The sequence below is a fragment of the Endozoicomonas sp. 2B-B genome (assembly GCF_053470045.1).
Map to the genome: position 1 here is coordinate 1535111 of NZ_JBLZMU010000001.1, position 23845 is coordinate 1558955.

The following is a 23845-nucleotide window of genomic DNA, read 5'->3' on the forward strand; positions in this document are numbered from 1 at the left end:
CATCAGCGCAGTACTTTTGCGACAGTCTCGACAGAGAGGGGCAGATTAGGCCCGAGGTTACCTTACTCGTCCATATCAAAAGGCTGGCGTCTTCGGTGAGTTCCTTTGTGTTCCGACAGGAATTCAAAAGGCTCGCAGACCTTCCCGCATATCTCCCACTGGCCGTCGCTCCCGCGCACCATTACCTCACAGGTTGGTGGCTCAATGTAGTAATCGCTGTCGTCATCCGACAGGGGTTCATCATCCGACAGAGGTTCTTCATCTGAAAGTGGACCGTCATCCGAAAGGGGATCGTCATCCGCTAGACCTTCGTCTTCTGACAGGGTTTGTATTGTGCCTGTTTTGGAAAAATGAGGTTGGCTCTGACCCAATGGGGATGATTTTGTAGTATCTGTTGTTATTTGTTGTGTTTCTGAAATTCCTGGCGGGAAGGGGGGCGTTAACTCATTGCAAGGGGTGGACTGTCGATCGAAGTCCTCATTGAGCCTTGACCTTTTTCCCGGTCTTGCTTCTGCTTGTCGGAATTGACAAACGCCATTACAGTCATTTGCGAAACAATTTAAACCAAAAGTGTGTTGGTCCAGTTCAGGATCTCTTTTGCGGCCGCTAGAGACATAATGCTCGTGACTGGAGAAAGTGCCCATAAGCCGGGTGCTTGTTCCTGAAGCTGGCTGGCTGGATGATTTTGACCGCTGGTCATGCTGTTGGTTATCTGCCGGGCTGAGCATCATAGTGTTGATCACGAACGGGTAATCCTGACTCGCCTGCTGTTGTCCAATCGTGTTAAACATCGGTGAGTCGAAGTTCGAATAACTGTTTAAAAGCCAGCCGACAGCGATAAACGCTTCCACAGGTAGTCGCGAATAAGTTTTGGGGCTTTGAGGGGCGTCACGGGTGGTCAGGAACAGTTCGTAAGCAACCAGCAGAGGAGTGGTGTAAAGCAAATGCCACGAAATCGACTCAATAATAACCGTTTTCAGCCCGTAAACGCTGAGCCCGAATGCTGTGTCATTTGCCTGAGAGTCCCGGACTGGATGAACGTTGATGTTAGTAGTGGTTGAAGGGGGGAGCGGTAATTTGTTCAGGTCATGCTGTTTGATAGAAAAACTTCCGTCTGGAGAGCCAGTATTTTGTTTAATCTCGACAATATAACGTTCTGTTAATACCTGAGCCCGGCAGGTGACAGACAGCAACAGCAGTGCCGCAAATAGAGGGTTCTTAATCACTTTATTCTTACATCCTGGTTTGAAGGGAAGAAGTATAGACCAGGAAAATAAGCGTGTTTTCTGACAAAAAAAATTGCTAAAAACTCATTAAAATGCAGCTGTATCGATTGCTGGGCCCTGAGAGTGTAATCATGAGCCATTCGATGGTTAGATGGATGACTTCGGTCACTTAGTTAGAAGTCTTGTGTCCTTTGGTGTTTCCGGACTGCCAAGCGAAACATGTTACCCTCATGAAAGAGGGTGTTGCAAAACTTATCCTCTTGCTCTTTTTGGGGTTGGATGATTTTGATTTACATCAGGAGGCCTAAGTCCCCGGTTTGCACCAACAGGCATTCGAAGATGCACTATTCTTGTTTGCTTGCTCAGCTGACGAGCATTCTTGCAAAGACGTCTGCATGGCCTCGGGCGGTGATCTACGGGCAAGTCACAGGTTTCCGGTTCGGTCCTGTATCTTTTCTGGTTACCCGACGCAGCTTTTACGGTGCCCGTTTGGGAAAAGTCAGGTTGGTTCCGACCCAAAGCAGCGCAGAATCTTTTCCACAGCCTCGATACGGGAGGGGGCGTTATACTGGCTCGGGCTTCCTGCGGGCTTTCCCTGCGGCTATGATCCAGTTGGGATAATTCCGTCGTTTGTGTTGTTATTGGTTGTGTTTCTGAAGACGCTCCCGGGGATGGTGAAAGTGTCTGGGTTAGCGAAAAGGAGAACCCGACTTTTTCAGAAGGTAAGCTCTGTGGCTCTGAGTTCCTGTAGAGCCTTGACCTTGTTTTCGGTCTTGCTCCAGATTGTCGGAATTTACAAACGCCATTACAGTTATCCGCGAAACAATTTAAACCCAGAGTATGCTGGTTTTGTTGAGGTTCTCCGTCACCGCCACCAGAGTCAGAATGCTGGCGGCTGCTGATAATGCCTCTAAGTCGTGTCGTTGTCCCTGAGGCTTGCTGGGTGGATGATTCTGACAGTTGGCCTTGTTGTTCGTTATCTCCGGGGCTAAGCATCATTGTATTGATCACAAACGGATAATCCTGACTCAATTCTTGTTGTCCAACCGGATTAAACATGGGGGAATCGGGATTCCAATAGCTGCTTAACAGCAAGCCGACAACGATAAACGGTAGCCATGAATAGGTGTTGGAATTTATATAGACGTCTTTGGTCGTCAGGGTCAGATCGTAGGCAACCAGTGCATGGGTAGCGTAGAGCACATGCCACGAAATTGACTCAATGATGGCCGTATGTAGTCCGTATCCGCAGGGTCCGGGTGGTATGTTATTTGCCGGGGAATCTGATCCTTCATAGTTGTTTATTTTGGTAATGATTGAAGGGTTTTTCGGCAATGTACGCGGGTAGTGCTGTTGGTTAGAAAAGCTTTTGTCTGGAGAATCTGTATTTTGTTGAAGCTCGACAATATAACGTTCTGTTAATGCTTGAGCCCGGCTGGTGACGGATAATAACAAGAGTAACAGCAGGGCCGTAAAAATTGGGTTTAGAATCACTTTTTTCTTACATTTTGATTTAAAGCGAAGAAGTGTAGACCAGAAAAACAGGTGTGTTTTCTATCAAAGATCATTTGTTAAAAAAACTCTATCGCTGGCTGCTGAGCCCCCGGGCTGTGGTCACGTCACAGGTTCATTGTCGTCTGTGGCTTCTCATTTTGTGAAAACTCAGGGATTGGCAGTCTTGAAGACCTTTCCACATCGAAGCTATTGGCCATATTCGCTGATTTAGACCTCACAGACTCATCGCCCTCTGTGGCAGCGGCGTTTGTGCTCTGTCAAGGCTCGTCTATTTAAGCAGATTCTCTGGCATGACCGCAGCAGGCCATCCTCGTCGACAAAGGGTATGAGACATGTCAGATTGTCTGTTCTCCTTGTGAAAACGAAAGGCAACGAACGGAAATCCCGGGGCTCGTTATGAGTATCTGGTAAGTTCTGTTGTACCTCTTCGGTTACTGCAAAATCAGGTGATTGTGCTAATAAATTCATATCTGCTCTGCAAAGTGGGCAGGTTTTCATTGACCGTCGCGGAGCGTTCAGAAACACCCTTCATAAACAGTGTGTGTCAATTTTCTGTGAACAACAGGGAGTAACCATTGCATTGTTAAATTTATCAAAACATATAGGGCAGTTCTCACCTGCTTCAGCCAGCTCTTGGCTATCGGATGGTGGTCGGAATCGACAGACGCCATTACAGGAATCGACGTAACAATCCAAACCGTAAGTGTGCTGGTGTTGTTCAGGGTTTCCGTTACCTTCGCCAGAGCCTGAGTCCAGTGAGCTGGTGAAAGAACCTGTAAGTTGGGTGGTTGTTCCTGAGACCTGCTGACCGGATGATTCTGATGGCTGGCTTTGTTGTGGGTTATCTTCGGGGCTAAGCATCATTGTATTGATCACAAACGGATAATACTGGCTCAATTCTTGTTGTCCGATCGTACCAAACATGGGTGAATCCGGGCTCCAATAGGTGTTTAACAACGAGTCGGCAACAATAAACGGTAGCCATGAATAAATGTTGGAGTTTAGATGGGCGTCTTTGGTAGTCAGGGTCAGTTTGCAGGCAACCAGCAAATGGGTAGCGTAGAGCAGATGCCACGAAATCGACTCACTAATGCCTGTTTTTAGCCCGTCACTGCCGGGTCCGGGTGACTGGGAATCTGACCCCATAAAGTTGTTTGTTTTGGCAATGCTTGAAGGGTTGTTCGGCAATGTGCGCAGGTCATGCTGCGTGACAGACAAGCTCTGGGTTTCAGGGAAATCTGTATTCTGTTCAAGTTCGACAACAAAATGTTGTGTCGATCGTTGAGCATGGCAGGTGGCAGACAAAGACAGCAGTAACAGCAGTGGTACATAGATTGACTGTTTGGTCATTTATTCTTACATCCTGGTTTAAATGTTCTGCAAGTAATTTTGCGAGACCAAGTGTAGACCAGGAAAATTGATTGCGTTGCAGCAGTACCCGTTGGCGAGCCATGAGAGGGTAGTCACGAGCCATTTGGCTCGTGCATCTCCTCAAGCAAGTAGTCTCTTTTAGGAGGAGCCGATGAATTCCCAAGATGGGAGCCCGGAGTGCCTGAGAGTGTGGGAACGAGTCAACGTGGACGCTGCTGGTCCTCCTCAGTCCCACGGTTATGTCACAGCTTCATTGCCGTCAGTGTCTTTTTCTTTCGTGGTCCGCCAGGGCACTGGCATTTCTGTGGATCATCCGGCATGGTATTTGTCGGCCATTCTTGCCGATCACGGTCATTACGCAGGTCTTTTGCACTGTGTGGTATTTACTTTTGTGATGCGCCAGAGCTTGAGCATTTCTGAATTTTTTCCCACATGGACCTAACCGCCCATCTTTGGAGGTGACGGTCACATAACAGGTTTGTTGCTGGGTGTGACAGCAGCGTATGTGGTATGACAGGGATATGAGATTCCTGCAGATTTTCCTGCACTGCCGAACCCGGCCATCCTCGCCGACTACTGGCCTGTCACATATTAGATGGTCTGTTCTCCTGGTGAAAACGAGAGGGTCCGAACGGACACCCCGGGGCTCGTTATAAGAATCTGGCAAGTCCTGCTGTGCTTCTTCAGTTACTGCAAAATTCGGTGATTGTGCTAAAAAATTCATGTCTGCTCTGCAAAGTGGGCAGGTTTTTGTGGTCCATCGTGGAGTGGCCAGAAACACCCTTCGCAAACAGTATGTGTCAATTTTCTGCGAACAACAGGGAGTGATAATTACATCGCTAAACTTTTCGTAGCATATAGGGCAATTCTCGTCTGTTTCAGCCAGCTCACTGTTATCAGATGGAGGTCGGAATCGACAAACGCCATTACAGGAATCGACGTAACAATCCAAACCGTAAGTATGTCGATGCTGTTCAGGGTCTCCGTTACCGTCGCCATAACCTGAATCCAGAGGGCTGGTGAAAGAACTTGTTAATTGGGTGGTTGTTCCTGATGCCTGCTGACCGGATGATGCGGATAGCTGGCTTTGTTGTGGGTTATCTCCGGGGCTGGGCGCCATGGTGTTGATTACAAACGGATAATCCTGACTCAATTCATGTTGTCCAATCGGATTAAACATGGGGGAATCGGGATTCCAATAGCTACTTAGCAGCGAGCCGACAACGATAAACGGTAGCCATGAATAGGTGTTGGAATTTATATAGACGTCTTTGGTCGTCAGGGTCAGATCGTAGGCAACCAGTGCATGGGTAGCGTAGAGCACATGCCACGAAATTGACTCAATGATGGCCTTATGTAGTCCGTATCCGCAGGGTCCGGGTGGTATGTTATTTGCCGGGGAATCTGATCCTTCATAGTTGTTTATTTTGGTAATGATTGAAGGGTTTTTCGGCAATGTACGCGGGTAGTGCTGTTGGTTAGAAAAGCTTTTGTCTGGAGAATCTGTATTTTGTTGAAGCTCGACAATATAACGTTCTGTTAATGCTTGAGCCCGGCAGGTGACAGATAATAACAAGAGTAACAGCAGGGCCGTAAAAATTGGGTTTAGAATCACTTTTTTCTTACATTTTGATTTAAAGCGAAGAAGTGTAGACCAGAAAAACAGGTTTGTTTTCTATCAAAGATCATTTGTTAAAAAAACTCTATCGCTGGCTGCTGAGCCCCCGGGGCGTGGTCATGTCACAGGTTCATTGCCGTCGGTGGTGCATCATCTTGTGAAAACTCAAGGTTCTGGCATTCCGGAAGATCCTGCTGCATGGCCTTTGCTGGCCATCCTCGCCGATCACGGTCAGTTCACAGGTTTGTTGCCCAGAGTGGTACTGTCTTGCGTGTTCTGCCAAGGCTCTTCTATTCCTGAAGAGCCTCCCGCATGGCAGCAGCTGGCCATTCTGGGCGATTACGACACTGTCACATGTCAGACTGTTTGCTCTCCCGGTGAAAACGAAAGGGGCCAAACGAAAACCCCAAGGTTCGTTATAAGGATCTGGCAGTTCCTGCTGTCCCTCTTCGCTTACTGCAAAATCCGGTGATTGTGCTAACAAATTCATGTCTGCTCTGCAAAGTGGGCAGGTTTTCATTGACCGTCGTGGAGCATTCTGAAACGTCCTTTTTAAACAGTGGTTATCAATTTTCTGCGAACAACAGGGAGTAATCATTGTGTCGCTAAACTTTTCATAGCATATAGGACACTCCTCATCTGCTTCAGCTCGCTCACTGCTATCGGATGGTGGTCGAAATCGACAAACACCATTACAGGAATCGACGAAACAATTTAAACCGTAAGTATGCTGGTGTTGTTCAGGGTCTCCGTTACCATCGCCAGCGCCGGAGTCCAGAGGGCTGGTGGGAGAGCCTGTCAGTTGGGTGGTTGTTCCTGTGGCTTGTTGACCGGATGATGCTGGTGGCTGGCCTTGTTGTGGGTTATCTCCGGCGCTGAACATCATAGTGTTGATCGCAAACGGATAATCCTGACTCAATTCTTGTTGTCCAATCGTGCCAAACATGGGTGAATCGGGATTCCAATAGCTGTTTAAAAGTGATCCGACAACGATAAACGCTAGCCATGAAGAGGTGTTGGAATTTATATAGGCGTCTTTGGTCGTCAGGGTAAGTTCAAAGGCAACCAGCAGACGGGTAGCATAAAGCACATGCCACGAAATCGACTCAATAATGGTTGTTTTTAGCCCGTAACCGTCGGGCCCAAATGGTATGTTATTTGCCGGGTAATTTGACTCTGCATAGTCGTTTGTTTTGGCAATGATTGTAGGGTCGTCAGGCAATGTATGTGGATAATGCTGTTGGATAGGAAAGCTTTTGTCTGGAGAACCTGTATTCTGTCGCAGCTCGACAATATAACGTTTTGTCAGCATTTGAGCCTGGCAGGTGACCGGTAATGATAGCAGCAACAGCAGCACTGCGGGGAGTGGGTGTTTGATCATTTATTCTTGCATCGTGATTTAAATATTCTGCAATCAATCTTGCGAGGCCAAGTGTAGTCCAGGAAAACTCTTTGAAGCGCTGCGGTATCCTTTGGCTAGGAGCCTTATATGGTCCGCCCCGTTTTGCAAGAGCCTGTTTTGTTAATTAGCAAACAAAGATAACTGCAATCATATATACGGCCTATTCATGAGGTCTAACCCTCTGGCCCTGATGGGTATCCGCGCAACCTGGCCTTATCAGTCCGACGGCCTCAAGGGTCAAGGCTCCTATCAGGTTTCAGGTTGCCGGTTTTTACCTGTTTGCCATCAACTGTACATGCTCATCGCAATCTGCGGGGGGGTCCCCTTTGATTAAGCTTATGCTTTACTTTGCCGCTGCCGCCTTTACTTCATTATGCAGCCTTGTAAACTTCATTTCGGGTCATGATGACCCAGACAATCCGAGCCATTTTATTAGCCAGACCAACGGCGGCAACGTTGTGATTGCTGCGCTCATTAAGTTGGCTAACCCATTTTTTACAGCGGTCATCCTTATTTTTGAGGCAGTGGAGTACCGAACGTGCGCCGTGTATCAATAATGTGCGCAGGTATTTATCACCCCGTTTACTGATGCCCAGCAGGACTGACTTACCGCCTGTGGAATGCTGTCTTGGAACTAATCCCATCCATGCGGCAAGGTGTCGACCAGATTTAAAATACGTCGCATCACCAATGGCTGCCTTCAATGCTGTGGCAGTGATGGCTCCGATACCCGGCATAGTCATCATTCGACGACATTCGTCGTCGTTTTTTGCTAGCTCCTGAATTTTCTGGTCATACTGTTGAATACGCTTGTCAAGACTGGCCAACTCTTCTGATAAACCATGTAGCAGCTCACGAGTCAGCGAATGGAGTCCATTTTCAGCATCTTCCAGAATTCGTGGAAGCTGTGCACGAACTTTACCAATACCCTGGGCAACTACAATACCTTCTTCCAATAGTGACCCCCGGATCTGGTTAACCAGGGCAGTTCTCTGATCAACCGCTTGTTGACGATAGCGGTGCAGAAGTTGCCAGGCCTGCTGCTCTGACGTTTTAACAGGTACAAAACGCATGCTGGGCCGTGAAGCTGCTTCTGCAATCGCTTCAGCATCGTTGTAGTCATTTTTGTTGGTCTTGACATAAGGCTTGACAAATTGAGGTGAAATCAGCTTGACAGTATGCTCATAGTTCTTGAATAACCGAGCCAAATAGTGAGCACCACCACAAGCTTCCATAGCGATAATGCATGGCTCCAGATTTGCCACGTACTCTAGAAGGTTCTTCCTGGACGACTTCTTTCTGATGACTTTGCTACCCTGCTCATCAACACCAAACAGGTGAAAGTTGTTCTTGCCAATATCGATACCAAGTACTGAAATAGTCATGGGTGGTTCGCTCCGGTTAATCCTGTTTAAATGGTTAACTCCATTTTGGCTCATTTGAAGCCGTTTAGGAGGGGCGGACCATCCCATTAGACCGAGAATAGCGCCCGTAGCGAGGACGGCAGAAAATTGAGGATGAAAATTCGGTTTTGTGAGGAGAATAGCGAGCTATTTGACGAACAAAAGCGGATTTTCAGACCAATTTGCTGCAATCCTCGCTACGGACGCTTAAGTCCGACAGGCTGCTAGGCCGAAGAGGGTAATCACGAGCCATTCGGTGGTGGATGGGTAGCTTTGTGTACCTATCAAAACGATTATTGTCTTTTACTGAAGGGGCTTATGCATTCCCACGCTTTGACCCACAGGGCCTGAAAGCGTAAGAACGAGGGCAAAGCGTGGGAACGAGTTGAGAGCAAAAGGCGAGCGTCAGATTTAATCGCTACTGACTTCTTTTTGCTTTTCTGAGGCTGGGTTATGCTGGTTCACACTGGCAGGCCTACGACCATGATACATCATTCTGTGCTGCATCAGACGCTGAGGATTCATGCAAATCCGCGTGCACCACGGCCACCCCGGGCCCTCAACCTCAATGCCACAGACTAGCAGGTCGTGTCTGTTTTGGTTACCCGATGGGGCTTCAGGGGTGGGTTGGCTCCGACTCAACGCAGCACAGAACCTTTGCCACAACTTCGATAGATTGTCCTTCAGACCCGTTCCGGCTCCCTGCTGTTTTTCCCAGCCGTTGTGAAACTTGTCAAAGTGATCCACCAGGGCTTGACGACTCCCGCAGATCATCCCGCATGGTTGCAGCGTGCCATTCGGGCTTTTCACGCGTTCGCCACAAACTGCCTCTTCACAGAGTAGGTAAATGTACCCGTTTCGGAAAACCTCCGGGTCTCTTGCAGTGGCTATTTGGGCAAGAGTCGCGTGTTGGGTCTGACGCAAATATGATAACTCCCTCGATTCTGTTTTTATTGGCTGTGTTTCTGGAGTCTCAGCTATGGAGGTTGACGGCGACTGGGCAAGCGAAAGTGAGAACCCAACGGCTTCTGAAGGAGGGCTTTGTGGATCGAATTCCCCATCGAGCCCTGAGCCTTGTTCCGTTGTTGCTTCTGATTTTCTGAATTTACAAACGCCATTACAGTTATCTGCGTGACAGTTTAGATCGAAAGTGTGTTGCTGTTGTTCAGGGTCTCCGTTACCTTCGCCAGAGTCAGAATGCGGGTGGCTGGTGATAGTGCCTCTCAGTCGTATGGTTGTTCCTGAGGCATGCTGGGTGGATGCTGTTGATAGCTGGCCTTGTTGAGAATTATCTTCGGGGCTGAGCATCATACTGTTGATTGCAAACGGGTGGTCCTTACTCGCCTCTGGTTGTCCTATCGGGTTAAACATCGGTAAGTCGCTGATCCAATAGCTGCTTAAAAGAGAGCCGACAGCGATAAATGCAAGGGGTAGTTGAGAATAGGTTTTGGCGTCTGGAGAAGTGTCATGAGTGGTCAGGATCAGTTCGAAGGCAACCAGCAGATGAGTAGCGAAAAGCAAATTCCAGGAAATCGACTCAATAATGGTCTTTTTTAGCCAGTAACCGTCGGGTCCGAATGCCAGGTTATTTGCCGGGGAGTCTAATAATGCATAGCTGTTTGTTTTGCCAGTGATTGAAGGGTTATCCGGCAATGTATGCCGGTCATGCCGCTTGATAGAAAAGATTTTTTCAGAAGAATCCACATTTTGTTGCAGCTCGACAATATAACGCTCTGTCAACCATTGAGCCTGGCAGGTGACAGATGACGACAGCAACAACAGCAGTGCCGCAAGGAGTGAGTGTTTGAACATTTATTCTTACATCCTGACTTAAAGTTTCTGCAAGTAATCTTGCGAGACTGAGTTTAGATCAGGAAAGTAAGAGTGTTTTTTTAATAAAGCACGCCCGGAAGAGGTCACTACATAACATGATTTCCTGTCCGGGCGTGTTCGATTCAGCTATCAAAAGTGTTGTTGAGTTTTTTCTCAACCATGACTTTTCTCAGCTTGGCGAATCTTGGCAGACCATTGAGATAAGGCGGGTATTCTTCACCTTCAATCAGCGGCTCAAGGTATTCCCGGCAGACCGGAGTAATGCCAAAGCCTTCCTCATCAATGAACTCCATGGGCATTTTCTTTTCGAAGTTGGCCACTTCTTCCAACTGCACTTCACCGATAGACCAGCGATAGGGCGCATTGGACTCACGGGTGATACAGGGCATTACGGCATTTTTGCCAGTGACCGCCAGTTCAACTGCTGCTTTACCCACGGCATAAGCCTGTTCAACATCCACTCTGGAGGCAATATGTCTGGCTGAACGCTGCAGGTAGTCTGCCACCGCATAGTGGTATTTGAAGCCGTGTTCCCGCTTGATCATGGTGCACAGTGCCGGTGCCACACCACCGAGCTGCTGATGACCAAAAGAGTCGATGACCGTGGTTGAAGCAGATACAAAAGTGCCATCGGCGTATTTGGCGCCTTCAGAGGCGACAATGACACAGTAACCTTCTTCATCCACGGTTTTCTTGACCTTGGCCAGAAACTTTTCTTTATTCAGGGGCGTTTCCGGGAACACAATAATATGAGGAGGATCTCCATTCTGACGGGCTGCCAGTCCGGCGGCCGCTGCCAGCCAGCCGGCATGGCGGCCCATCACTTCCATGACAAACACCTTCGTAGAGGTATCGCACATGGAGGCAATATCGTGGCTGGCCTCTTTGGTGGAAACGGCAAGGTATTTGGCGGCTGAACCAAACCCGGGGCAGTTGTCGGTTACCGCCAGATCATTATCGATGGTTTTGGGAATACCAATGCAGGTGATGGGGTAGCCCATTTTTTCACTGAGCTGAGACACCTTCAGCGCAGTATCCATGGAATCGTTACCGCCGTTGTAGAAGAAGTAGCCAATATTGTGTGTCTGAAACACTTCGATCAGTCGGCGGTATTCTGCTTCACTCTCTTCGAAGGATTTGAGCTTGTAACGGCATGATCCAAATGCGCCTCCGGGGGTTCGGTGAAGTGCTCCGATGGTTTCATGGGATTCCTGACTGGTGTCAATCAGTTCTTCTCTGAGCGCTCCCAGAATACCGTTATAACCCGCATAGACCTTACCAATTTGGTCCGGATAGCGACGTGCGGTCTCGATAACGGCGCAGGCACTGGCATTGATAACTGCTGTTACGCCCCCTGACTGTGCATAAAATGCATGTTTGATTGACATCCTGAGTGGCTCTCGCTGAATAGTAATCTTGGCTTTGAATGTTTCTGTTGTTCTATGGTTTAGCGGGTTTCGATCCGCATAATACTTAAAACAAGCCTGTTTGTCCGTTTATTTAGCGGAATTTTTTCTGTAAAAAGGTAAGGAAAGAGTCTTAAATCCACGGCCAGAACGACTTCGCATTGGCCATACGTTTTCAGAACCGTTTGCGGCCGTTGAAGAGCCGCCAGCGACCGACGATGAGTAAGGATGGTATGCGCATACATATTCTGGGAATCTGCGGCACATTTATGGGGAGCCTCGCCCTTCTGGCCAGGGATATTGGCATCAGGGTCAGTGGTTCCGATGAACATGTCTATCCCCCCATGAGCACACAGCTGGAAGCTGAGGGTATTCAGCTGATGCAGGGCTATCATATCGAACAACTGGACGATGAGCCTGATCTGGTCGTGATAGGGAATGCCATGAGCCGAGGGAACCCGATTGTAGAGCACGTCCTGAACAAGGGACTTGCTTATACCTCGGGTCCCCAGTTTTTTGCCGAGCACATTCTGAAAGACAAATGGGTGATGGCCGCCGCTGGTACTCATGGCAAAACCACAACCGGCAGCATGTTGGCGTGGATTCTGGAATATGCAGGCATGTCGCCGGGTTTTCTGATTGGTGGCATCCCGGCTAACTTTGGTATTTCGGCTAGAATGGGGAAGACTCCGTTTTTTGTGGTCGAAGCGGATGAGTACGATACCGCCTTCTTCGATAAACGTTCTAAGTTTGTTCACTACCATCCCCGTACAGCCATACTGAATAATCTTGAATTTGATCACGCGGATATCTTCGAAAATCTTGCCGCTATCCAGAAGCAGTTTCACCATCTGGTCAGAACAATACCGGGTGATGGCCGAATTATATCTCCGGCGAACTGCGAAGCCCTGAACCAGGTTCTGGCGATGGGGTGCTGGTCGCAACAGGAGCAGTTGGGAGTTGAGTGGACGACCCACCTGACTGCAACGGATGGCAGTGGTTTTGATGTCATCTATCAGGGCAAGGTGGTTGGCCAGGTCAACTGGTCGCATACGGGTGATCACAACGTTGCCAACGGCCTGGCGGCTATAGCCGCTGCCCGGCACGTCGGGGTGTTGCCTGCTCTGGCTTGTGAAGCACTCAGCCTCTTCAAGGGGGTCAAACGCAGAATGGAATTGCTGGCTGATATAGGTGGCATCAAAGTGTATGATGACTTCGCCCATCATCCGACGGCGATTGAAACCACTTTGAATGGCTTACGTGCCCGACATCAGAATGACCGTATTCGGGCTGTTATCGAGCCGCGCTCCAATACCATGAAAATGGGCGTTCATGGTGATGCTTTGTCGGGTTGTGTCAGGAATGCGTCTGAAGTCATCTGGTTTCAGCCCACAAATATTGAGTGGTTACAGGGTGAGTTTATTGACAAAAGCCCCGTTCCTACCCGTGTAATGTCGTCTACTGAAGAGATCATCGATTACCTGATTGAAACTTCTGAGAAGGGTGATCATCTGGTCATTATGAGTAATGGTGGCTTTGAGGGAATTCATCAGCGTCTGCTGGTGAAACTTAATAACGCGGCAGCGTCAGAAAAAGGTTAATACATTGGCTGAGAGAATTACTCTTGCTATTACCGGGGCTTCTGGGGCCCAGTATGGACTCAGGTTGATGCAGTGTCTTGTCGCTTCGGGGGCAGAGGTTTTTTGCATGATTTCAAGAGCCGCAAAAGTGGTGATTGAAACGGAAACGTCTCTTCATCTGCCTGACGGCGACCGGGAAGCAGAGGCTGTCTTGATTGATTACTGCAAAGCCAGAGCCGGGCAGATCAAACTATTGGGCCATGAAGAATGGATGTCGCCCGTTGCCTCTGGCAGTGGTGCTGCCAGTAAGATGGTCGTCTGTCCCTGCAGTTCGGGCACATTGTCGTCTATAACCTATGGAGCCAGTAATAATCTGATTGAGAGAGCTGCGGATGTGGCTCTAAAAGAGCGCAGAAAGCTGGTTCTGGTGCCCAGAGAAGCACCATATTCGGAGATTCACCTTGAGAATATGCTCAAGTTGACCCGAATGGGGGCAGTGATTTTGCCTGCCTCACCCGGATTTTATAACAAACCTGAAACCATGGAAGATCTGGTGGATTTTGTGGTGGCCAGGATATTAAGCCAGCTGGGCATCGAGCAGACACTGATGCCCGGGTGGGGGCAGTCGTACGTTAATTAGTTAATTCGCGACTGCAGGTTGTGAAGCCAGAGAGCCAGTGCGTCCAGATAAAGTATTATTCGGGTCCCTTCATCCGCAGTCTGAGCGGTTACTTCAGGCTGGAAAGCGTCAGGAAGCTCCTGTTTCACCACTTCCAGTTGATAGTGGGCATGGGGTTGGTCAGAAATTACCAGTGTTCTGCCGGGAGTCGGTGCTGCTTTCATCCACTGAATCAGGGTGTCCCGCGTGTTGGCTCTCTGCCAGTGATTCTGTTTCCACACTCTGGGAGAGTCAACAAACTCTGTCGGCAGCTTTTTCATCTCCCCGGGAAGTTTCATGGTGGCAAACAGTTGCATGGCACCTTCTGTCTCTGTGATGGGGCGGGCAGTTCTGGCGCCCTTTCCCCGGGCCTGTTCACCAATACTGTTGGCAACAAGACTGTCAATATTATCGATACCCTCTTTCAGTGGACGTTGTCCTACCAGAAAAACAATTTTGTTAAACCGGACACCCTCCTGCCAGAGTTTGGCGAGGTGGTTAAGTCTTCGCTCCATTCCGGGAACCGTTGCCCCCAGGACTAAGGAGTACTCATAGTTTGTAGAGGATGGGAGTAACTCCTGCACGAAGTTGAGCGCCTTAAGGTGACCCATAACCGCCAGATGCTGGTCCGGTGTCAGGGGCAGATCCTTCATCTCCCAGCGCTCGTGACCGGGTTGTCTGCGCCACTGTTGAGAAGCAATGATCAGAGAGTCGAGGGAGTTTGTGTGAGAGATACCGACTTCGTCCATTAAAGTGGCTAAGCCCGACAGTTTCAGAGGGTTAATGACTGTGCTGTGGTCCAGAATCGAGCTGTCAGAGGCGGGGGCATGTCGGTGCATAGAGTCCTTCCATGGAATCAGTCAGAATGGGAAAAGGCAGGGTTAAACATTAAGTACCTAACCAGTTGGTTTCGCATATTCTGGACGGCGGCTTTTTCCATCCTTCTGCGTTCCAACTCTGGTTGCGTAGCTATGGCTACGCGCCCGTCGTTGCGCCTTGAAGGATGAAAAAATCCACTCGCCAGAATATGCAAAACCAACTGGCCAGGTACTTACTAGCAGCCTGTCGGACTTAAGCGTCCGTAGCGAGGATTGCAAGAAATTGAGGATAAAAATCTCTGTTTCTGAGGAGAATAGCGAGCTATTTGACGAAGAAACAGGGATTTTTAGACCAATTTATTGCAACCGCAGTAGGACAGTCTTAAGTCCGACAGGCTGCTAGAGCCGTAATAGAATTTTTCGGCCGGGCAGAAGAGTGATTTAGACTATTGCCTGTCAGCCTCCTGGCCTGCTTTCTGAGCGATTCTGATCTGCAGGTTGTGAAGCCAGAGGGCCAAAGCATCGAGGATCATGATGATTTGACTGTCAGGATCTGCTTGCTGGGCCGTTCCCTCGGTGATGAAGCCTTGGGGTAATTCCTGCCGGATGACCTCTTGCTGATAAAGAAGATGCGGCTGGTTTGATACGATCAGGGCAGAGCCGGGTTTGGGGTTGCTCTTTACCCAGCTTTTGAAACTGTCTCTTGTGTTGCCCCGTTGCCATCGATCGACCAGCCAGGTTCGGCTCGATGAGAAGAGTTCAACAGGAATATTTTGCATGTCATCAGGCATTTCAGTGGACATATAGACCATCCTGGCGGCTTCTTTTTCTGTTGCAGGGCGTGCCTTTTGTTTTTTATCCCTGGAAGCCTCTTTACCAATCACGTCAGAAACCAGTAATTCTGTCATGTCGATGTCGTCGTGAATGGGGCGCTCTCCGGATAAAAAAATGATCCGGTCGAAGCGAACGCCTTCCTTCCAGAGTGTGACCAGATGCTGAAAACGACTTTTCATCCGTGGTGCTGTTGCACCTAGCACCAGAGCGTAATCAAACTGTTTCTTGTCGGGTTTCTGTTGATTGATTAAGCCCAGGGCTGCCAGATACTTCCTCACCTTTTTTTTCTGTTTGGCAGAAAAATTCAGGTCTGCCACTTCCCAGCGCTCCTGGCCGGGTTTTCTCCGCCACTGCTGAGTTGCTTCGACCATGGAGTTAAAATCTTTCTTGTGAGGAGTGCCCGTTTCAGAGAGCAGTGCTGACAGTGTATCAAGTTGCTGCTGGCTTAATGCAGGATCAGCAGCCAGAGTCTTGGCTGTCAGGAAGAGCGTCAGTAAAAGCCCTGATAGCTGGAGCTTATAGCGTTGATAGGAGCTGAAGTTCATGACCATTGATGGACCCGGTTAAAACACCTCAGCATAGATCAGTTTTTGATTCAATGTGGTAAAGATGGCAAAGAAGATTTCGCTACCGCATTAATCAGGCTCTGATCCAGATCGGGGAGCGCCCAGGCTTCAGGGTAGTTTTTTGAGAGTTCTGCAATCATGATCGAGTATTCTTCTGCCGGTTTATTAAGAAGGTAGGTCAGAAAGGTATAGATGCGGTTGGACATCTGATGATTAAACTGTGTCATCTGTTCTTCTGAGATAGCCCTGGTTTTTTCAGCCTCCTCCAGAACAGAGTTGCGGGTACAGTTAGCAGCAATCATCAGGGCCAGTTTTTTGACGGTATCATCATTCATGGGACTTCCTCAGCTTGTGTGTTTTCCTATCTTCAGTGTAGATCGGTTGAATTCGGTCAAAGTAAAGCGGGTTCTTATAGATCGGGTAATTGAATTTATGGTTTTGAAAGTCAATGGGGAAAAACCTCATGATTGCCTTTTGAGACCTCACTCTTGAAGCACAAAGCGTGGCATTGGCAAAATGCCACGCTATACCAAAAGCAGTTTATTGATACTTAATTATGAAAATTTTCTGCTGTCAGCTTATAAGGCTCATCAGGTTTAATATCTCCATACAGATCCTGATACCTTTGCAGTTTGGCGGCATCCTGGTTGGTCTGTTCCTGTTGTCTGGCAACGTTTGACCAGGTGCTGGTGGCGTAATAAAGCCCGACCGCACCACCCAGGCCCATGCTGAAAGCAGCACCTACCGTTGATCCAAAGAGGAAGCCTCCCGCCAATGCACCCCCCATTCCCCATCGGGCGAAGGTTCCCCAGGCTTCATTGATGCGTACACAATACTGCTTGATGCTTTTCCAGGCTCTGGACGTTCCAATGGATTTGATCTTGTCCTTTATAAAGGTCGGTACTTTGATACTGTCCACAGACAGCCCCATAAAGGTTCTTTTGGCTCTGGCGCCCAATTGCTCAAGAGCTCTACCTCCAGCTCTAACCAGAGTATTAGCAGTGTCTATCGCCAGCTGATCATGCGTCCCATTAATGATCTTATGATCCTGAAACACTGGCGTTGAATGCGTTGCTTCTGTTCCGTAAGCCATGGCATACCTCCTTGATAATCCATGAGCGGGTTGGTTTTTTCACGACAGGCAGTATGACATGGGGTGAAAAGAGAGGTCACTGACGGTTCGGTCAGTGTGGCTAACATCAGGCTCTCAGAGGCTCCCTAAAAAGTATCAATGGGACACCTTTGCAGTGAGTACCATTCACTGATGGCGTCTATCTCTTCCCCGGTCAGCATCCTGGCGATATTGACCATGGGGATATGGTTGCCTCGCAGTCCATTCCGATAATCATTCAGCTGCTTCACCATATAGACTTTCTTCTGACAGGCCAGATTAGGATTAATGTCAGCAGTGCCTATGCCGTCGGGGCCATGGCATCCGGAACACAGAACCAGGGCCTTATTTTTCGCAGCTTCCAGTCTCGGAGTCATTTCAACCGGACGAAATTCAGAGCTTTTGTGCCCGGACAGGTCGCATCCGGCCAGCAGGACCGCAGAGAAGAGGCTGATGGGCAGCCAGGGCTTAATGTTCATAATGTTCCCCAAGATACCTCTCTAATGGGTCAGGTTTTGCCACCCCGGTGAATCACCAGATGCGAGCCAGCTAGCTGAGGCGGTGTGTGTGTTGAAGGTTAGAGACCTCCGGCTACCCGGTTTAGCCGTGCCTTGCGATGACGTTAGTATCAATGACAAGAATGTGAATCTGTATGACAAAACATTAAACAATGAACTTACATTTTTGTCTAATTCACAAAACTTTAAAAAGGAGGAGTATTAAATGTCGATTTTTTGCATTACACAAAGGAATGAGAATCTACACCAAAATTTCTGAGTGGTTTTGATCTTGTTTTGTACGGCTATCGCCTGCTTCAGCTGCGCATCGCAGGGCGACGCCTCGGAACGAACCTGATCAATTGTTATGTTTGTTGTTAAGCTGGATAAATTACTTTTCAGATGAAATAGACTGTAACAAGACTATGGTTTCATAGAAATTGGTGTCGATTCCAATAGACTTGTAAAAGTCATGAAAACCTTGGTTATTGAGAAAAGTACTTAATATTTGTTCCAGTAAAAACTTGGTTCTTGCTTTCAAATCTCCTACCCCCATTGATTCATACGGATGCAGGAAATCACTCAAGCTTACACCATGCAGAGTGGTTGCACCGAACTCTGCCGCCTTTGTAGCAAACTCCTGAGGTATATGCTTATGGAAGACTTGGCTCATTGATTTTTGAAGATTCTGCACAAACACGTCTTTGGCAGATGTTGCAGAAACTTCCAGTTTAGAGTGAAGCACTGAAAAACATGCCCTGAGTTCATCAAGAGTAATGCTAAGCCCTGAAGAACTTTTTAAGTCTTCATGTTTTCCAAACTCCTCTGAGTTTGATGGAAGAGTTTTCTCCATGCCCCGATCAAAAAAATCCAATACTTTTTTCGTTTCAGATAGTAGGTCAGCATGAAGCTCTACGGAACATGTAGCTATTAAAACCAACAAACACCTTATGATCTTCATCATTGTCGTCCAACCGAGTGGTGGTTCTGCAGTATGTATAGTTGAAATTTCTGGGAAAGCATAATGCTGGTTTCAGTTGCTGCACCGCAGGCTGAGCGACCTCCAAAAATCGTCAACAGGTTGGCAATCATGGGTTCCAGCTTTTTTGCTTATTCGCCACTTCTCCATGGGTGCCACTCCTTTTACGAATGAAATGTAAATAATTTTTAAATAAGGAGATGTGTCATACCTAATCTGCTATACCTGTGGCCTCAAAATGGAAATTTTTGAAGACTTTTGAAGAGTTAGGTGCTGAATAAAATAGCTGCTTTGATACTACCGGGAATGCACAGATTATTTACCTGAACTATTACCAGTGGAATGAGGATCAATGTAAGGCCTCATATAGATATTATTGAGAATATGACATGTGATAGTCTGGGCAGTCTTAAAATTAAGATATTTGTATAAGTGTCATGCTATGAACTTAATTGAAAAATTATTGGTTGCGGTAATAGCTACTTTTCTTTTAAACGTGCAAGGTGCTGTAGCAATTAACTTAAAAGATGTTTTCAAATATGACGTGCCGCTTTTAATTATTTTAAACTATTTAAGCTGTCCAGAAGAAGTAAACCTTATTGAGGCAATTCAAGATGTAGAGGGTATGGAAAGAGCTATAGTGCTGGTAACTAATGATGTGGCCGATAAAGTTAGCCATATTGATTTTTCTTTTGTTTCAGAAACAATCTGGGTCAATGGGTTAAAAAATTGTTTGCAGGAAGATATAATTCGCCTCGATGACCAAAGTTTTACTATAAAGGGGGTACCATTGCCTGGTTTGCTTTCATATTCTCCAATTGATAAATTTGAAGTAAAACTTGTTCAGTCTGTAGTACTTTATGATTGTGAAATTAAATCATGGGTAGGAGAACAGTGGTCTATTGCAGGTCAAAGGAAAGATGGAGTTGTGTTTTTTATTGAGGGAGGGGTTGTTGACTCAACAACTTACGACACAGAAGGTACAATTCTATTAGCTCCGTCGTGGCTGGAGCTTATTAAAAATTTGGATCTTTACGATGCAATATGTCTTTTCAATGGATGTGAAATTTCCCAGGATATGCGACTTTTAATTGTTTCTTGTATAAGCTCGACATCTGATATTTCAAGAATTGTGATGAGTATCTTATGTGAAATAATTAGTGGTAAGCAAAAAGAAATTCAAGAGATTATTCGCCAGTGTAAGCTTCAAAAAACACTTGTTTCAGAGTTTCTCACACTATCCTATATAAACTAGTCATTCATTTCTTTGAATGATGAAATATAGAGTACATTACGAGTTTTTAGAAAAAACACCTCAAAGACTGCTATTGCCAAGAGACTCACTCTAATATTCATTTAATCCTGTTTCAGCCATTCAGTTAAATCAGAGTGGCTGAAACGGATTAAGCGTTTGTATCACTCTCTGTCAAAAGACAGCAAGCCCTGGTCAGGTGACTCTAATCAATGGCTTTTCCATCTTCCGTAAGGCGAAGCCATTGGTGAGAAAACCAGTAATAATGACGTCCATCCATCGAAGGGGCCGTGCAGTTATAGCGACTGCGACCAACTGGCAGTGGCGATTTTGCCTGAGTTGTGAATCGGGTTTTCTCTTTATCGAACCATTTCACTTCAACTTTGCCCTGTCCGGAGACATAACAATTGAGTTGCTGTTTCTGATAGCTGCCATCGGCCAGAGTAAGGGTTAAAGAGGGTGTCAGGTTTTTTGGATCGATGATGGCGGTATCGGGTTCCTGCTGCATCACTGGCAGGGGTCTGCTGTTAACTTTGGTTCTGAAACCACTCATATCGGAATAACTTCCGGACATAGGGAAGCGGGGCAGACGGGTAAAGTCTGATAATGGGCCAACGGCACCAGACTGCTGTCCAAATCCAATATAGCCCATCTCTTTGATCATCTTTCTCAGTTCCGGGGCTGTCTCACCGAAAGGCCAGGCCAGCATTTTCACATTCTGACCGGTTTCTTTCCTGATGCGTTGTTCGGTTTCGGTGATCTCTTTTCTGGAACGCTCGAGCCAGGCCTGATTGGATTCTCCGGGTTGCTTTTCCGGCATGTGAGGGTGGTTGAGGGTGTGGTTGGCGATGGTCGCGCCTGAGCGGGTCATCTCCTGAATCTGCTGCCAGGTCAGGAAGTTGCCAAAGCCGCTGTCTACTGGCTGAGTGCTGACAAAAATGGTAAAGGGCCAGCCCTTTTCTTTCAGCATTGGGAAAGCATTCTCGTAGATGTTCTTATAAGCATCATCGAAAGTGATCACTACCGTTTTATCAGGCACTGAGTCGCCATTTTGTATGGCTTTGGTGATGGCCTCTATGGGCGCTACGTTAAAGTCATTCTTATCCAGGTAATCCAGATGTTGCCTGAACATCTCTGGCGTAATACTCGTGATAGCCGGGGTCTTGTCACTGACATGATGATATTGCAGGAAAACCGCGCTATCTGCTGCAATAGCCAGTGAAGGTATGAATGCAGCTGCAGCCAGTAATCCTCTCAAGGGCAAAGAGGCAGTGCGGTTGAGTTGCCTGATGCGGGATACTATACGGGGGATCATGTAGCCTCTGTTTTTAAAGTAAGAGTGAGTAATGAGTACAAGGACTGCTTATGAAGAGTTTCAATGTTTGAAACTAAGACATTTACGGTATGTTTGGCAAGCAATGTCAGCTCATGACAAGGGACTGGCTTCAATGAGCAGAAACTGCCATAGGACTCAGGTATCAGTCCGGACCTGGGCATACCAGGAAGATGGGTCTATAAGCTGCCCGTTGTCATCCATTTGCGGGTATTTCAGCCCCCGCTGGTCACAATACCGAGCCAGTTCGGGGTATCCCCAGCGAAACAGGGTTGGGGGGTAGATCTCGGGAGGCAGGCTTGGTTTATCATACATTCCCTTTAACAGACGCTGTCTTTGAGCTTCAACCAGGATGACCGCTGCTGCTACCGAGACGTTGAAAGAAGCCACAATACCTTGCATGGGAATAATAATGTGCTGGTCAGCAAGCTCTGCTGCCTCGGTGCTGATCCCTTTTTTCTCAGCGCCCATCATTACGGCTACAGGTGAAGTGTAATCAACTTCTGAATAGGGGATTGCAGTGTTGGAAAAATGCGCAGCATAAACTTTAAAGCCGCTGGCTTTCAGTTGTGATATACCTTCCTCTACACTGCTGTGATGATGAACATTGACATATTTGTGGCTGCCAACAGTCCTGCCGCGGAAATTTCGATAGCCCATCTTTGGCTGGCTGAGATGAATATCGGGAATGCCTACTGCATCGCAGGTTCGGATAATAGCTGAAAGGTTATGGGGTTTATGAACCTGATCGGTGATTACCGTCAGGTCGGGCTGGCGTCGATCCAGAAGGTGTTTAAATTTCTTGTAACGTTCCGGTGTCATGGCTCTGCTCTCAATATTGTATTGCGTGGCATTTCTCGTAGGTATGATAGGAGTATTTTACATCAATGAATTCACCCAGGGTTATAAGCCTTCTTGCTTTGCAGGAGAACACTGGCTTCTGGCCAAAAATGATGACTCTGAAAGAGGCTTTTTGTGGAATCGGATAGCTTTGTTGCAGTGCATGAATGGCTTCAACATCACGGGTACTGGCTGGGCCCGATTATAGCATTGGCTGCTTTTGTGGAGTCGCTGGTGGCCATCGGTTTTCTCATTCCTGGTGTTGCACTGCTGTTTGCTCTTGGGGCTCTGGCTGGCAGTGGGTTGATGGAACCCTTACCCATGTTGGCCTGGGCTTTTGTGGGTGCGGCCCTGGGAGATGGTGTCAGCTTTCAGGTGGGTTATCATTTACATGGTCGAATTCGCAACTGCTGGCCATTTTCAAGGCATCCCGGTTGGCTGGAAAAAGGCGAACGCTTTTTTGAACGGTACGGTGGCTTCAGTGTTGCCCTGGGGCGTTTTATAGGCCCTATCCGTCCGGTGATTCCAGCCGTTGCCGGGATGATGGATATGCCTCCCCTGCGTTTTTATATTATCAACCTGCTCTCCACGGCGCCCTGGGCGATAGCCTACACCATGCCGGGCTATCTGACCGGTGCTGCCCTGAAGCTGGATGTGCCGCAATCCTTTTACTATCTTTTAACCGGTTTGACCGTTGTTTCGTTGTTGATTGCTTATCTGGGGCTGATTCTGGATCGCAGGTTCTACAGGAAAAAGTTGATGCTGCTGTTACCGGTCAGCTTCATTGTGATAGCGCATATCAGCCTGTTACTTCTGACAGTGATGGACGTCAGTGGTCAGTTTGATGACCACAATCCCAGAATGCACTCGTTTATTGCCAGTATTTCTGTACCGATAGTTGAGTACCTGTCCGGTCTGGTGACCTGGCTGGGAAGTGCCCTTATTCTCTGGTTACCTCTGGTGTTGTTTGCTGTCTACTTTCTCTGGTGCAGGCGCTATAAAAAATTGTTGATTATGTCGACTTGCCTGGCGGGTATGGAGGCAACTCTCTGGTTGATGAAATGGGGGATTGATAAACCCAGACCAGCTGACTTTGATGGTCTGGATCAGTTTTCTTTCCCTTCCGGGCATACCACTCAGGCTACCTTTGTCTGGCTGCTGGTGACCTTATACCTGGTGGCCGCCAAGAGAGGCGTTGTTAAGTTCAGTGCCTACAGTTGTGCCATGATGATTGCCCTGATGGTGGCACTCTCGAGACTTGTGCTTGAAGCCCACTGGTTTGGAGATGTTCTGGCAGGTTTGCTGTTAGGAAGTATCTGGTTCAGTGTGGCGGTGATTGCAGAGAGAGTTTACCTGTTTCGCCGTAAAGCCTCGCCCAATGCGGGCGGGGATATAAGGCGGGAACGCGTAGAGCGTTCCGGTTGAGTGTTTGTAGGTAAACTGCTACCTTTTGTCCTGTCTCTTGTAGACCTACCGTCGGGCAGACGGGAAGTTAAGTCTGTGGAGTTTGTGTTAGACTTGGGGAGCATGGGTTGATTCGCCATCGTAAAAGCTCCCACTGTGGGACTTTTGCGCGATAACCAAGCCTGTTCCCTGAGCAACG

20 protein-coding genes are annotated in these 23845 nt (G+C 47.8%); 4 read left to right on the top strand and 16 right to left on the bottom strand.

The window, feature by feature from the left end; all coding sequences use genetic code 11:
* Positions 1 to 62: 62 nt before the first annotated feature.
* The 8 genes from ACOMHB_RS06160 to ACOMHB_RS06195 all read right to left on the bottom strand — a co-directional run bounded on the left by ACOMHB_RS06160 (position 63) and on the right by ACOMHB_RS06195 (position 11756).
* Positions 63 to 1226 (bottom strand): hypothetical protein, encoded by a 1164-nt coding sequence (locus ACOMHB_RS06160; protein WP_448215917.1) that lies wholly within the window; start codon positions 1224 to 1226, stop codon positions 63 to 65.
* A gap of 252 nt (positions 1227 to 1478) precedes the next feature.
* Complete coding sequence (locus ACOMHB_RS06165; protein WP_448215918.1) at positions 1479 to 2681, bottom strand: hypothetical protein; 1203 nt, start codon at positions 2679 to 2681, stop codon at positions 1479 to 1481.
* Between the two features lie 588 nt (positions 2682 to 3269).
* Positions 3270 to 4091: an RING finger protein gene (locus ACOMHB_RS06170; protein WP_448215919.1), complete on the bottom strand. Its 822-nt coding sequence runs from the start codon at positions 4089 to 4091 to the stop codon at positions 3270 to 3272.
* A gap of 280 nt (positions 4092 to 4371) precedes the next feature.
* Entirely contained in the window at positions 4372 to 5688 is a 1317-nt protein-coding gene (locus ACOMHB_RS06175) for an RING finger protein (RefSeq protein WP_448215920.1), read from the bottom strand.
* A gap of 172 nt (positions 5689 to 5860) precedes the next feature.
* Complete coding sequence (locus ACOMHB_RS06180; protein ID WP_448215921.1) at positions 5861 to 7111, bottom strand: RING finger protein; 1251 nt, start codon at positions 7109 to 7111, stop codon at positions 5861 to 5863.
* A gap of 392 nt (positions 7112 to 7503) precedes the next feature.
* Positions 7504 to 8517, bottom strand: coding sequence for an IS110 family RNA-guided transposase (locus ACOMHB_RS06185; RefSeq protein ID WP_448215063.1), 1014 nt, complete (start codon positions 8515 to 8517; stop codon positions 7504 to 7506).
* 429 nt (positions 8518 to 8946) lie between these two features.
* Positions 8947 to 10347 (bottom strand): hypothetical protein, encoded by a 1401-nt coding sequence (locus ACOMHB_RS06190; protein WP_448215922.1) that lies wholly within the window; start codon positions 10345 to 10347, stop codon positions 8947 to 8949.
* 143 nt (positions 10348 to 10490) lie between these two features.
* Positions 10491 to 11756, bottom strand: coding sequence for a 6-phosphofructokinase (locus tag ACOMHB_RS06195; protein ID WP_422474051.1), 1266 nt, complete (start codon positions 11754 to 11756; stop codon positions 10491 to 10493).
* 251 nt (positions 11757 to 12007) lie between these two features.
* Here ACOMHB_RS06195 and mpl point away from each other — a divergent pair, with 251 nt between their 5' ends.
* Complete coding sequence (gene mpl / locus ACOMHB_RS06200) at positions 12008 to 13375, top strand: UDP-N-acetylmuramate:L-alanyl-gamma-D-glutamyl-meso-diaminopimelate ligase (protein ID WP_448215923.1); 1368 nt, start codon at positions 12008 to 12010, stop codon at positions 13373 to 13375.
* A 67-nt stretch (positions 13376 to 13442) separates the two neighbouring features.
* A complete protein-coding gene (locus tag ACOMHB_RS06205) occupies positions 13443 to 13994 on the top strand; it encodes a flavin prenyltransferase UbiX (RefSeq protein WP_448218608.1) in 552 nt (183 codons plus the stop codon).
* Here the strand turns inward: ACOMHB_RS06205 and ACOMHB_RS06210 are convergent.
* The 6 genes from ACOMHB_RS06210 to ACOMHB_RS06235 form a co-directional block, all read right to left on the bottom strand.
* Entirely contained in the window at positions 13991 to 14851 is an 861-nt protein-coding gene (locus tag ACOMHB_RS06210; protein WP_448215924.1) for a hypothetical protein, read from the bottom strand. The genes ACOMHB_RS06205 and ACOMHB_RS06210 overlap by 4 nt on opposite strands.
* Positions 14852 to 15276: 425 nt before the next feature.
* On the bottom strand, positions 15277 to 16209 hold the full coding sequence (locus tag ACOMHB_RS06215) for a hypothetical protein (RefSeq protein ID WP_448215925.1): 933 nt from the start codon (positions 16207 to 16209) through the stop codon (positions 15277 to 15279).
* 50 nt (positions 16210 to 16259) lie between these two features.
* Entirely contained in the window at positions 16260 to 16565 is a 306-nt protein-coding gene (locus tag ACOMHB_RS06220; RefSeq protein ID WP_422132460.1) for a hypothetical protein, read from the bottom strand.
* Between the two features lie 215 nt (positions 16566 to 16780).
* Entirely contained in the window at positions 16781 to 17323 is a 543-nt protein-coding gene (locus ACOMHB_RS06225; protein ID WP_422132461.1) for a hypothetical protein, read from the bottom strand.
* A gap of 125 nt (positions 17324 to 17448) precedes the next feature.
* Positions 17449 to 17820, bottom strand: coding sequence for a c-type cytochrome (locus ACOMHB_RS06230; RefSeq protein ID WP_422132462.1), 372 nt, complete (start codon positions 17818 to 17820; stop codon positions 17449 to 17451).
* Positions 17821 to 18229: 409 nt separating this feature from the next.
* Entirely contained in the window at positions 18230 to 18802 is a 573-nt protein-coding gene (locus ACOMHB_RS06235; protein WP_448215926.1) for a hypothetical protein, read from the bottom strand.
* Between the two features lie 457 nt (positions 18803 to 19259).
* Between ACOMHB_RS06235 and ACOMHB_RS06240 the strand changes: the two genes are divergently transcribed.
* A complete protein-coding gene (locus tag ACOMHB_RS06240) occupies positions 19260 to 20072 on the top strand; it encodes a hypothetical protein (protein WP_448215927.1) in 813 nt (270 codons plus the stop codon).
* Between the two features lie 202 nt (positions 20073 to 20274).
* Here ACOMHB_RS06240 and ACOMHB_RS06245 read toward each other — a convergent pair whose 3' ends face one another.
* Together ACOMHB_RS06245 and trmH are read right to left on the bottom strand one after the other, a co-directional pair.
* On the bottom strand, positions 20275 to 21384 hold the full coding sequence (locus ACOMHB_RS06245) for a polysaccharide deacetylase family protein (RefSeq protein ID WP_448215928.1): 1110 nt from the start codon (positions 21382 to 21384) through the stop codon (positions 20275 to 20277).
* Between the two features lie 156 nt (positions 21385 to 21540).
* Positions 21541 to 22224, bottom strand: coding sequence for a tRNA (guanosine(18)-2'-O)-methyltransferase TrmH (trmH, locus tag ACOMHB_RS06250; protein ID WP_422132466.1), 684 nt, complete (start codon positions 22222 to 22224; stop codon positions 21541 to 21543).
* A 153-nt stretch (positions 22225 to 22377) separates the two neighbouring features.
* Here trmH and ACOMHB_RS06255 point away from each other — a divergent pair, with 153 nt between their 5' ends.
* Positions 22378 to 23667 carry a bifunctional DedA family/phosphatase PAP2 family protein gene (locus ACOMHB_RS06255; RefSeq protein ID WP_448215929.1) on the top strand — a complete coding sequence of 430 codons (1290 nt, stop codon included), beginning with the start codon at positions 22378 to 22380 and terminating at the stop codon, positions 23665 to 23667.
* Positions 23668 to 23845 lie beyond the last annotated feature (178 nt).